A 12,447-nucleotide genomic window follows, 5' to 3' on the forward strand; every position below is an offset into this window, starting at 1 on the left:
TCAATCTGCATTTCTTTCGACATTCCTCTTGCAAATCCTTTATATGTATAAAAACACTCCTACTGTTATAATAACGAGCACTGGAATACCGAAGACAAATTTACTTTTATGTGTCTTATGATGAAACATATACATACCAATCCAAGCTCCAACCGCTCCTCCAGCTGCAGCTGATAAAAACAACGTACTTTCTGGCGTTCTCCACTGTTTTTTCTTTGCTTTTCGCTTATCAAGCCCCATCATACTAAATGCTATAACGTTAATAATAATAAAGTATATCCATTTCATCTTATTCTCTCCCTTAAAAAATTCGCTTTATTGTAACACGAAAAAACCACGCAGGCGAGTAGCCTGCATGGTTTTATAATTCAGTCTCTTGATTTTCTTGTTCTTTCTGTTCTTCCATTTGTTGTTCAGCGATTTCCGCTGAAATCATTCCATAATAAATTTCTGGATATAATCCAAATATTTGATATACACTACCTAAAAACGGCATCGGAATCCCTCATTTCTAAAGTTGTATTGTCATTCTTAAGGATTCCCTTTTCACTCATTATACATTCGTTTTTGGCACTTCTTCTTCATCGGGAACATGTAATATATTTTGCCATTTTTTATAAGGCGCACTATTTGGATCCACATACCCTTTCGCATACGAACGATCCCACAATTGTTTCATAAACATCTCTTTCTCTTTCTTTGCAACCATATCTGCACCTGTTCCGTAATAGTTTTGGAAATACAGCTCAATTTCATCAAGGAATAACCTTAACAAATCGTCAGATGTTTCTTCTAACGTCGGGTCATATTTTGCCTCACGGTCATACATTAAAATCATATCTAAAATATTATGAACATGCTCTTTACGGAGCCATCTTATATCTTGAGCGCCTAATACAAATGCATGTGTATATAAATGTCCACCTTGTATCATTGCCTTTTCTTGTTCTTCTTCAAATCGTGACAAGATGTTTTCATAAATAAACGGATTATGAAGCAATGCTCTGTGCAACTTATAACTTTCACTTGAAATATTTTTCCCCATCGACTGAATTAAAAAGCTACGGCCAACACCATTATATTGATACACGAATTGTCCATCAACAGCAACTAAGCTAATCCAGCGATACATATACGCGTATAGAAGAGCACGATTACATTTGTCGTAATCTAACTTCGTTTGCGTTGCATTCAAGTCTGGCATAAAGGCTGGTAAGTGCCAATATTTATCTAAATGCGGCGTCAAACTAGATTTTTTACTATTTAATTTGTTCACGCGGCGATAATACGATTGAAAATAATCACCTTTATCGTTCATAAAACCATTCGCAATATGTCCAGATGAAAGCTTAGGAAAATCTTGTAGCGATAATCCGTAATGAGCACGATAACAAATCACTTCAAATGGTGAAAACGCCTCGTTTACCGTATCTTTTTCTTTAAACATTTCTTGCAATAACTCTTCTTGCAATTCTTGTTTTAAAGATGGATGTACGCCCCAATATTGTAATTCTCTATGATGAGAAACTTTCGGAACGAACGGACTTGCTAAATGGAAAAGATCTTCAATTTTTTCACGAACGTATTCATCACGATCACGCTTCTTGAAATCTGCTTCTTTTCGCAATGCTTCAACGATATTAAGCTCTAATTTGTCACGATAGCGCACTTGAAGTTCTTCATAACAATAACTCAATATATGTTCACGATAGAAGTCTTCCACCTTTTTCGACTGAATTTCTTCGGCTTTCGCATCACGACAATATTCCCCGTACAAGCTCATATAAATTTCGGACGATATATCTTTCGGTAATACACCTAAATTTAAATGTTGCTGCATATCTTGCCAAATCTTTTCTTGCAATTTCTCTTCAGCTAATACGTATACATTCGTCGGGTTCGTTTTCCCCTCAAATTCCTTGCTTCGCTTTTGGATTTCAAACAATAAATTTTCACGTGTTTCGTATAAATTATCAAAGAATCTTTCCCAATATTGAATCATTTTATCAACTGCTTGGTATAGCGATTGATACACGAGTTCTAACAACATTTCTTTACGATACTCACTTAATTTGTGTACGTACTGCGTTACAATATCTTCAAATTCTTTTTTAAACAAACGCTGCTGATTATTAATCATTTTTCCAAACCAGCCTTGTTGCTGCGCAATTTCAACGCGGCGAACAGCCGTTACAGTTCCATCAATATTACTCACATTAAATTTCTTATCGTAGTTTTGAATTAAATTACGCTTTTGTTCATTATTTTCATGTAGTCGATTCATCTTCTCTACTAACTGCTTACGAATTTCATACAGCATAAAACGTGCTGCAACTGGATGAACTGGATCCGTTTTCTTTAAAAACCATGTATTTAATTGGTAAGACTGTCCTTCTGAGCCACTCGGTGTAAAGCGGTCTGATTCGATCATGTCATATAAAAGGGTAGTAACATGCTCATGTACACGGCTCGGAATGGCATAAGCATATAAACGAACCGCATGATCAACTCTCGCTACTTCCCCCTTCATTTGTTCCATCATTTTAAGCTTTGCAGCCGATATTTTGCACTCATGCTGCAGGCGGTTTAATTCCTCATCTTTTTGCACTGTACGGTGTACGTAACTCTCTACAGCATCTAAAAACAATTTTGATTTTGCAACACCGAGCTTACCACCCTCTGCCCCTTCACGTGTTTCATGGTACATTTGTCTATAAAAAATATGAGCTTGTTCTGGCCGAGTAGCAAGATGCTCTAAGTCTTCTAAATAACTTTTCCCGCGCTCTGGCTTTTCACGCTGCATACCACGTTTGACATCTTGGTCGTATCTTTGCTTTTTTTCTTGAAACAGTTGATCTAAATGAAGCCAAGATTCATCTAAACCTTGCACCGCCCATTTTAAAGCACAGTATTTCAAAACGTGCTCATACGGATAAATAAGTTTTGCCGTTCCTGCTCCGCAATATCTCCCTTTCCCACTCGATTCTGCCAATTGCTGAATTTGATTATCTTCTTGTGCAAAATGATTTGCAGACATTGGACTAAATAACTGTAAATAAATCGTATTTGCCATTTGCTCCATATAATCCGATAAATTGTGCAAATGGTGCCCATGTAAATTTTCATAATCATATAAGAAACAATAATTGTACGGTAAATGATGCTGCTTTATCGTATGGTTTGTTCTTCCGTCCTCATCCACTTGATCAGGACGATATTCTAATTCAATCGTTACGCCGCCTCGTTTTGATAATTCACCAGTCGATCCAAGCGTAATAGCATGCAACTCTTTTAACGATGCATAACCATTCGCTTGCACAGTTTCAAACTCTTTCGCACTAACCGTTCTCGTCTTAACTAAAACATCTGGCATTAAAAACGCACCGCGAATTAAAATGTTATGATGCTGCAATTTCTTCCGGAGCATCTCACGCAAATATAATGCGATTTGTAAAAACATCCCTGAGCCTGTTCCGCCGGCTAGTGATGTTACAATAATGACACGTACACCATATTCCGTCTGATCACTTGTAACTGGAAAAATCTTCTCGATTTCTTGCCAAAACGATGTGAGTTTATCTTCTTTCATCGCAGCACGTAACGCTAACCGTGAAATGACGCGTAACTGTCCAGCCCCTTCTGTTAACGGTTTATCAAGTATAGTCGGGTCCATCGGAAACCACTCTGGAATCGTTGGATCTCCCGCAATATACTCTCTCGGTGTTTTACTCGAGCTCGTTTGCGTCTTAAACTTCCGAATATGATCAAATTTACTCAATGTATTCACATCTGTATCAAATACATGCATCGCTACCTTTTTACGACGCTCCTCAGGTAATCTTTCATATATTTGATGTGTGACAGTACTACCGATTCCACCTAAGCCAATTAAAATTGTTGGAACTTGTAATGTCATGTGAACCACCTTCCTATTCTTGCTTGTTTGAAAAGAAGAATAAAGAGAGCCGGGCCTCCTCCGCCCCTCTTACACCCTATCTACTATTCACATTCGTACCGGTAAATCTCCTTACCATATCCTCTATCAATTACTAAAAGTTCATTTGGATACAACGTCTTATGCTCCATTCCTACCTCTTCCTCTGTTATAAACATCCCATCAATAATCATCCCAACCACTTGCGATTCTTTCGCTACAAATATAGATTTCGATCCTTTTTTCGCTATTAATGTTACAGATTGCACAGTCTTTCTTTCTGCTCGGAATGGAATGCCAAAATAGTGCTTCCACCATTTATTTTTAAGTAACTCTGGTTCAGATTGATAAAGCCAATCTTTCGCTACTTCTTGATCCCATTCGTAATATAGTAATGCTTTCCTATGAAATCTCGGACGAACAATCCATCCTAAAATAATAATTCCTACTATTAAAAGTAATAAAGTGATAGGAATTACAAATTTAAAAATGAGCGCATACTTCTCAAAAAACGGCGCATTTTCAATGTGCAGTACAATCTTTTCCTTTACTTCTTGTAATGTTGAATCATTGATCGTGATGGTAGCCTCTACGGTGCCGGTATCTGTAAAATTGAATGTGTCGGAGTAATAAGGTCGAGGATAAACATAAACTTGACTACCATGCTGTTTTAATTCATAGTTGATCGATTGATTCGATGTGACACCAGTAGATTTTAATAGTTTCTTTACAGCCTCTTCTGTCATCGGTTTACCATTTAACTGGGGCTGTAAAATAAATGGTTTACTATTTTCTAAATTTGTTACCTTTTCTTCATAATCTTTCGTAACAGCTTGAAGTGTTAATTTTGGTTTTTCAGCTGGTTCAATCTTGAATTCTTTCGTCTGTCTATAAAATCCCTTTATATTCATATGGACTTTCCCGCGTACTAACGCTTTACCAACCTGTGTCTCGTAATAAAACACATGTCTTTTATCATCCCACTTCATCGGATACTGCTTTCCATCTATTTCTACTTCTGCTTCGAAATAAGAAGTTTGAATTGGTAATTCAGTAGGTTTCGCTTCAATAACAGCTGTCACACCTTCATACATTTTCTCAACATTTTTTCTATCTTTATCATCTTTGTCGTACGTAGAAACAGTATAATTAAGCGCTGGTTCAACAAGTACTTGTAATCCCTCTTTCTCAATGTCCTGATCCACTTCTATCGTATATGTCCCTGGCTTAATCACTTCCTGGTTCGTTGTACTTACATGCACTATATTTCCGAATAATTTAGCTTCTCCTGGTGCATGTATAGAAAAAGAAGACTGCAATTGTAACGGTTTGGAAAGTTGCATAACTTTATAATTAGACAAAGAAGGTGATTGTCGTACAAGCGTCATACGCTTTAATGGAAACGGTGTTGTAATCTCTACTTTTTTCCCTACTATTTTCGTTTTGACAATCGACTCAACAGAAGAAAATGGATCACGATTTGCAACTAATGCTGCCACTTGATTCACACTTTGTACAATACCATCCTCACCGCTAGACGGCATGACAACTCCATTCATTTCTTTTTTCCAAATCTCTTTAAACGTATTTAACTGCAGCTTCTCTTGCTGCCCTAAATCCTCTTCCATCGTGATTAAGACTGGATGTAAAGAGATCTTTTTCGAATCCATTTCTTTCTTAAACTGCGCTAACTTCTGTGTAATTTGTTCTTTTCCGCCAATCTTATCTTTCTCCAAATCATTAAATGCCCCGTCAGTTAATACAATAAGCCAAAATTCACGTTTCCCATCTATATCTGCTTCCTTTTTTATAGATTGCATCGCCGTTTCTACTGCGCTAAATGGAGTATTTAAATATGTTTTCCACGCCCCAATCCCCTCAATTTCTGTTTGCCTTTGATCCTTTGTTAATGAAATGTTTAATGGAGCATCCGGCTTACTCATTGGAACGTAAGAAAATTTATCTTTCTCATCTAATAGCGCAACTAAACTTTGCAAGGCGTAATTGGCATACTTCCAGCGATCGTTATTTCTCATGCTGCCCGAATCATCATATACAAGTGAAACGACCCTTTCCTTTGCCTCCTCTCCTTTTGCAAAAACTGAAAAAGGTAAACATATAAATAGAAACAGCATGAACGTGGCACAAATTCGAATTTTCATGATGAGGCTTCGCCACCTTTGTAGACAAATTCCTATGTTTAAATTTATGAGAGGAAACAAGATATATGACTTGTATTTTAGGACAACGAACGCACCTTAACTTTATTATGTAAACATATATATAACTTGGTAATATTCCTTCTAGCATTTTCTATCCAATTATATAGGTAAAAAAGCCTGTTTAAGCTCCACCCTTAAAACAGACTTTTCCTACTTTTAAAATTGAAAACTCTTAACAAAAAGTTTGATTTTTAATCAGCACATCACTTCAATTGTATATCCTCCAGGTGCTTCAACATAAAATGTATACGCATGTGCATGTTTAGGCGGTTCGACTGAAAATCCGTCTTTCTTCAATCTTTGATTAATTTTATTAACTTGTTCTTCATTTTTTTGTGGAAATCCTACATGAAATGTTTTTGGATAATGAACTTCTTTTCCCTTCATTAAGGTTAATATAAACCCATCATTATCACGCATAACTGCGAAGCCATTTCCCGTTGTTCCACCACAAGTTAAACCAAAATACTTTTCTAAAAATTCTCTAGCAGCTGTTACATCTGTAACTGTTAAATTAAGATGATTAATTTTCAATTCACTCACCTTCTTTCTTAATTTTCTAACATTTTATCATATAAATAAAAAACACGCCTTTCACAGCGTGTTTCATTGCTTCACATATACCTCAACAATTGGATTATCTTTATTATCTGCATGTAAACGTATATTCTCTTCACCCGTATTATAAATGCTAGCTACCAGCATAACTGTTAACAAATTCGGTATTTTCGCATCACTCCCATATTTTCGTTCAAGAGCTTCTGTATACTCGAAATCCAAATCACCCTGCACATATGTATACACTTCAAAACCATCTTCCAAATTACAAACTACTGTATCTATAATATCCGCTCCTACTTGCTTCTTCATTTCACCTCGCAATGCTTCTATAAATTCTTCCCAAGGAACTTCGTACGTCTGAAATTGATCTGTAGATTTCATTTCATTTCCTCCTCACTATATATCCTGTTCGTATATTTCCCCTTTCCTATAACAATTATGATAGATAGGTCATTCGTACAAGCCGCACTTGTCCCCCTTACATATCGTATTACTGTAATGGGGGAAGGAGGAAAGAACATGCATAGACAAAAATGTTATAATACATGCCAACGTTATTTCGGAAAAGTTGTTCGAATTGAAGATCGTGATGGTCATATCCATTTAGGAAAAATAATAGACGTGACAAATGATTCTGTTTGGATTGAGCCAGTACAGCAGCGTTCATCTTTTGATACAGGATTTGGATACCATGGCGCATATTCAAACGGCGGATGTGATATTTGCGGCGGTCTTAGCAGATGTGATAACTGTGGATTTGGATGTGGTGGTGGATTCGATGGTGGATTCAGTGGTGGATTCAGTGGTGGATTCGGTGGCTGCGGATGTGGCCGTCGTGGTTGCGGCGGTTGTGGCTTTGGTGGCGGCTGGGGATTTGAACTCGGATTTGGCTTTATTTTTGGAATTACTTTGGCTGCATTATTTTTCATCTAACATAGTAAAGAGTTGACTATCTTTAGCCAACTCTTTTTCTCTATTTCTCACATATAAAAATGCGATGCCCTAAAATATGTTGATACATAAGCAGTACTTGTTCGTGTTGCACCCACGCCTCATACAATTCTTCCGGAATAAACGGTGATACATTCCACTCTGGCTCTTCCATATGTCCTGCAACTGTTTCTGCAATAGTTCCGCCACCCAAAATTGTAATTTTTTTAAAATTTGCTGCTTTAAATAAATGAATCCACTCATTCTCAGTTAATAATTCTTTCATACCATATAACTGTCCAATCTTTTCTTCCTCTTTCTTCTCAATATGTTTTTCGGTAATCATTTCAATGACAACAAGCTTTCCATCCTTTTGTAATACACGATAACATTCCGAAATAACCTTTTCTTTATTTGTAAAAGCGAGGATAGATTCTCCAAGTACAAGCTCAAATGAATCATTTAAACACGGTAATCCTTCTACATCTCCTTGAATCAATTGTATATTTAAACCATCAAACAACCATCTATCTTTCGCTTTTTGAATCATAATTTCATTCTTTTCAACCGCTGTCACTTTATAACCCAATTCTTTTGTCATATACGCCGCTGTTTTCCCCGTGCCGCAACCTATCTCAAGGACACTAGCCCCATGTCTAAGTGGCAATTGAGATAATAATTGTTTTGTTAACGTAAATCCACCAGGATGAGCACTCCCTATTCCGTAATAAGCTAAGAAGTCGATGTAAGTATTCCGTTCCATACGATTCTCCCTTTTTTATTTTATATATTCCAGGAAGGAAGAAAAGTGCATAAAAAAAAGGCGCATCGCGCGCCCTCTCTCTTACTTATCTTCACCAATATATGCCCATTTGTAGCTGTAATCTCCACCAACTGGGTGGTGAATAATACCTTTTACTTTCGCTCTTTGAACTAGAGCATCACCACGTTGGTATAACGGTGCAATTGCAGCATCTTCAAGTAACATTTTTTCAGCTTTCAGTAAGCTATCCCAACGATCTTTCGTTTTCGTTAATAGCTCGCCTTTACCTTTTTCTACAATTTCATCATATTTCGGATTTGAATATCCAGTTTGGTTATGAGGTCCATTTGTAACGAACATATCAATGAATGTCATTGGATCTAAGTAGTCAGGTCCCCAACCAGCGTAAGATAAATCATAATCTAGATCTGATTCTAATTTTAATTTTTGTTTAAACGGTTGGTTTTTCAAATTCACTGTTAAGCCCGGTAAGTTCTTCTCAAGCTCTCCTTTTAAGAACTCACCTACTTTTTTCGCATTATCGCTATCGTAGTTTAATAGCTCAATCGTTACTTGCTCTTTTCCAAGTTCTTTTTTCGCTTTTTCCCAATGCTCTTTTGCTTTCTTCACATCTGTTTTTAAAATATCTCCGTTATCTTTACGGAAGTCTTTTCCATCTGGACTCTTCGCAAATTCTTTTGGTACTAAGTAATCTGCAGGTGTAGATCCGTCATTTAAAATTACATTCGTTAAACCTTTTTTATCATATGCCATTGCAATCGCTAAACGTAAATCTTTGCTCTTTAATACTGTATCTTGATTACCACGTTTTTGGTTTAATCGTAAGAAGTACGTTGACGGTGTTTTTTGTGTAAAGAAATCTGGATTTGATTTATATTTGTCAACCATTTCAGATGTAAGTGCTGCACGATCGATTTGTCCACTTTCATATAAGTTGACACGTGTACCGCTATCTTTTACTACGTTAAAGTTGATTTCTTCTAATTTAACTGTTTTATTATCCCAGTATTGTGCATTTTTCTTTAACTTCCAACCTTCTTCATGTTTCCAGTCTGTTAATGTAAATGGTCCGTTGTATAACGTTGTATCTGATTCTAAACCGTATTTTTCTCCTTTTTCTTTTACGAATTTTTCATTTAACGGATAGAATGTTCCGAATGAAGTTAATTCTACAAAGTAAGGAACTGGATTTTCTAATTCTACTTCTAATGTGTAGTCATCTACAGCTTTTACACCTAACGTATCAAGTGGTGCTTTCCCATCATTAATTGCTTTTGCGTTCTTTAAATCAAACATAATGTATGCATATTCCGCTGCTGTACTTTTATCTACCGCACGTTTCCAAGCAAACACGAAATCTTTCGCTGTTACAGGTTCTCCATTTGACCATTTCGCATTTTTATTTAATGTGAATGTATATTTTTTACCATCATCACTCTTTTTATATGATTCAGCAACCCCTGGTGCTGCTTTATTATCTTTATCAAGTCGATATAAACCTTCCATTACGTTGTTTAAAGCAAGAAACGATACTTGGTCTGTCGCTTTAGAAGAATCCATAGATGGAATCTCTTGACTCTCTGTTAAATTAAGCACTTGCTTCGCTGCTAATTTTCCGCCTTCTTTTTCACTACTTTTCGGTGTTGTGTTCGTCTTTTCTTTTTCCCCTGATCCCGAGCAAGCTGTTAATGCCATACTCATTACTAGAACTGGTGCTACAACCGCTGTTAATTTTGTCATCTTTTTTCTCTTCATTTTTTTGTACCCTCCCCAATTATATGTACGATATTAACATTTAGAGATTCTCTATTAACTTTCGTTATCAGAAAATTCTTATTAATTAATATTCTACTATCTTTTTGAGTTTTGTAAAGTATTTTTGTAAATTTTCTAAATATTTATTTTTTTATTATAGTAACTTGTTGTTTTAATTACTATATGAATTATCCCCCGTCTACTATATGTAAACATATCCCCTCTTATTCTTCTCTATTGCCATGCTCTATATTTTTCTCAACAATATGAAATCTCTGCTATCATTTATCTATCCAATTGTTGAATTCCTTTCTAATTTCCATGTGCCTTATTCTCTTATTCATACAAAAAAAAGCATTTCAAAAGCATATTAGCCGCTTTTGAAATGCTTTCATGTTATTTCTTTCCGCCATCCTCAGTTACATACGCCCACTTAAAGCTATATTCTGGACTAATGTTGTGTTTCACAATTCCTTTTACATTCGGTTTCATTACATATGATCTTCCTGTTTGATATAAAGGAACTAATCCTGCATCTTCTTCAAGGAATAATTTTTCTGCTTTTCCTAACGTTTCCCAACGCTTCTTCGGATCAGACAGTAATTCATTACCTGCTTTTTGTACCATTTCATCGTATTTCGGGTTTGAATAACCCATTTGGTTATACGGGCTCTTCGATTCAAACATATCAATAAATGTCATTGGATCCGAATAATCTGGGCTCCAACCTGCAAATGAAACTTCATAATCTTGCGCTGACTCTAATTTTAATTTTTGTTTGAATGGCTGAATTTTCGTGGTAACTGTTACACCTTTTAAGTTTTTCTCAATTTGATCTTTAAAATAATCGGCAATCTTTTTCGCAGTTCCATCATCATAGCTTAGTAATTCAATTGTAACTTGATCTTTTCCGAGTTCCTTTTTCGCCTCTTCCCAAGCTGCTGCGCCTTTTTTCACATCATATTTCAGACCATTTTTAAATGTATCTTGATAATCTTTACCATCCGGTCCCGTCGCAAGCCCTTTTGGAACCAATTGATCCGTTGCTTTTGATCCATTATTTAATATAACGTTTGCTAAACCTTTTTTATCAATGGATAATGCGATTGCTTCACGAAGCTTTTTACTCTTTAACGGTGTATCTTGTCCGTTACGCTTTTGATTTAAACGTAAGAAGTACGTACTTGCTTCTGAATACTCACCATATTCATCTTTGTTCGATTTATATTTATCTACGAATTCTCCTGATAGTAGTGTGAAATCAATTGATCCTGTATCATATAAATTTACTTTCGTAGCAACTTCTTTTACTACACTATAATTAATTTCTTCTAATTTCACAGTCTTATTATCCCAATATTTATCATTTTTCTTCAACTGCCAACCTTGTTCATGTTTCCACGATGCCATTACAAATGGCCCGTTATACAATGTTGTATCTGCTTCTAAACCGAATTTCTCTCCTTTTTCTTTTACGAACTTTTCATTTAAAGGATAATATGACGGGAATGCTAATAAATTTAAGAAGTACGGTACCGGTTTTTCTAATTCTACTTCTAGTGTATAATCATCTACCGCCTTCGCTCCTAATTCAGTTCCAGGTTTCTCTCCTTTATTAATCGCTTCTGCATTTTTAATATAGTAAGCAATAAATGCATATTCTGCCGCTGTGTTTTTATCAAGTAAGCGCTGCCATCCATATACGAAATCTTTCGCTGTTACAGGCTCTCCATTTGACCATTTTGCATCTTTACGCAGTTTAAACGTATATTTTTTACCATCTTCGCTTTTCGTACTTGATTCTGCAGCAGCCGGAATAGGCTTATTATCTTTATCAAGACGATATAATCCTTCCATCGTGTTCCCTAAAATTTGTGCCCCTAACGTATCAGTAGATTTAGAAGTGTCCATCGTCGGAATTTCTTGATTTTCCGTACGATTTAATACTTGCTTCGCTGCATATTTAATATCAGATTTTTTTTCTTCCCCACTATTAGATGTAGTAGTCGTTTTCTTCTCCCCACCTGATCCAGAGCATGCTGTCAATGCAACACTCATTGCTAAAACTGGTACTACAACCGCTGTTAACTTTTTCATCTTTTTTCTCTTCATTTTTGTACCCTCCCCAATTATATGTACATTACCAACCCTTGAGAGACCCCTTGCTAACGATTAATTTTCTGAAAATTATAACTAGTATTATTCTACTCTTTTTTTCGCGTTTGTAAATAGTTTTATTTTTAATATTCTGATTTTCACTT

General features: G+C 35.9%; 10 protein-coding genes. 1 reads left to right on the top strand and 9 read right to left on the bottom strand.

The window, feature by feature from the left end; all coding sequences use genetic code 11:
• Nucleotides 1-39: 39 nt before the first annotated feature.
• The 6 genes from NSS97_RS18075 to NSS97_RS18100 all read right to left on the bottom strand — a co-directional run bounded on the left by NSS97_RS18075 (nucleotide 40) and on the right by NSS97_RS18100 (nucleotide 7,098).
• Nucleotides 40-288, bottom strand: a complete 249-nt coding sequence (locus NSS97_RS18075; RefSeq protein ID WP_000871335.1) for a DUF1294 domain-containing protein — start codon at nucleotides 286-288, stop codon at nucleotides 40-42.
• Between the two features lie 73 nt (nucleotides 289-361).
• Nucleotides 362-496 carry a hypothetical protein gene (locus NSS97_RS18080; protein ID WP_002014348.1) on the bottom strand — a complete coding sequence of 45 codons (135 nt, stop codon included), beginning with the start codon at nucleotides 494-496 and terminating at the stop codon, nucleotides 362-364.
• A 57-nt stretch (nucleotides 497-553) separates the two neighbouring features.
• Nucleotides 554-3,916, bottom strand: coding sequence for a tubulin-like doman-containing protein (locus NSS97_RS18085; protein WP_107886526.1), 3,363 nt, complete (start codon nucleotides 3,914-3,916; stop codon nucleotides 554-556).
• An 83-nt stretch (nucleotides 3,917-3,999) separates the two neighbouring features.
• Nucleotides 4,000-6,096: a vWA domain-containing protein gene (locus NSS97_RS18090; protein ID WP_107886525.1), complete on the bottom strand. Its 2,097-nt coding sequence runs from the start codon at nucleotides 6,094-6,096 to the stop codon at nucleotides 4,000-4,002.
• A 255-nt stretch (nucleotides 6,097-6,351) separates the two neighbouring features.
• On the bottom strand, nucleotides 6,352-6,690 hold the full coding sequence (locus tag NSS97_RS18095) for a VOC family protein (protein WP_002185202.1): 339 nt from the start codon (nucleotides 6,688-6,690) through the stop codon (nucleotides 6,352-6,354).
• 72 nt (nucleotides 6,691-6,762) lie between these two features.
• Nucleotides 6,763-7,098, bottom strand: a complete 336-nt coding sequence (locus NSS97_RS18100) for a hypothetical protein (RefSeq protein ID WP_002185200.1) — start codon at nucleotides 7,096-7,098, stop codon at nucleotides 6,763-6,765.
• Nucleotides 7,099-7,236: 138 nt separating this feature from the next.
• Here NSS97_RS18100 and NSS97_RS18105 point away from each other — a divergent pair, with 138 nt between their 5' ends.
• On the top strand, nucleotides 7,237-7,650 hold the full coding sequence (locus tag NSS97_RS18105; protein WP_002185199.1) for a hypothetical protein: 414 nt from the start codon (nucleotides 7,237-7,239) through the stop codon (nucleotides 7,648-7,650).
• A gap of 40 nt (nucleotides 7,651-7,690) precedes the next feature.
• Here the strand turns inward: NSS97_RS18105 and NSS97_RS18110 are convergent, their stop codons facing one another.
• The 3 genes from NSS97_RS18110 to NSS97_RS18120 form a co-directional block, all read right to left on the bottom strand.
• Nucleotides 7,691-8,410, bottom strand: a complete 720-nt coding sequence (locus NSS97_RS18110) for a methyltransferase domain-containing protein (RefSeq protein ID WP_107886524.1) — start codon at nucleotides 8,408-8,410, stop codon at nucleotides 7,691-7,693.
• Between the two features lie 81 nt (nucleotides 8,411-8,491).
• Nucleotides 8,492-10,186 carry a peptide ABC transporter substrate-binding protein gene (locus tag NSS97_RS18115; RefSeq protein WP_044439943.1) on the bottom strand — a complete coding sequence of 565 codons (1,695 nt, stop codon included), beginning with the start codon at nucleotides 10,184-10,186 and terminating at the stop codon, nucleotides 8,492-8,494.
• 396 nt (nucleotides 10,187-10,582) lie between these two features.
• Nucleotides 10,583-12,298, bottom strand: coding sequence for an ABC transporter substrate-binding protein (locus tag NSS97_RS18120; RefSeq protein WP_131929139.1), 1,716 nt, complete (start codon nucleotides 12,296-12,298; stop codon nucleotides 10,583-10,585).
• Between the last annotated feature and the right edge of the window lie 149 nt (nucleotides 12,299-12,447).

Origin of the sequence: Bacillus sp. FSL R12-0074, assembly GCF_038005725.1 — a bacterium.
In the GTDB taxonomy this organism is placed as follows: Bacteria; Bacillota; Bacilli; order Bacillales; family Bacillaceae_G; genus Bacillus_A; species Bacillus_A mycoides.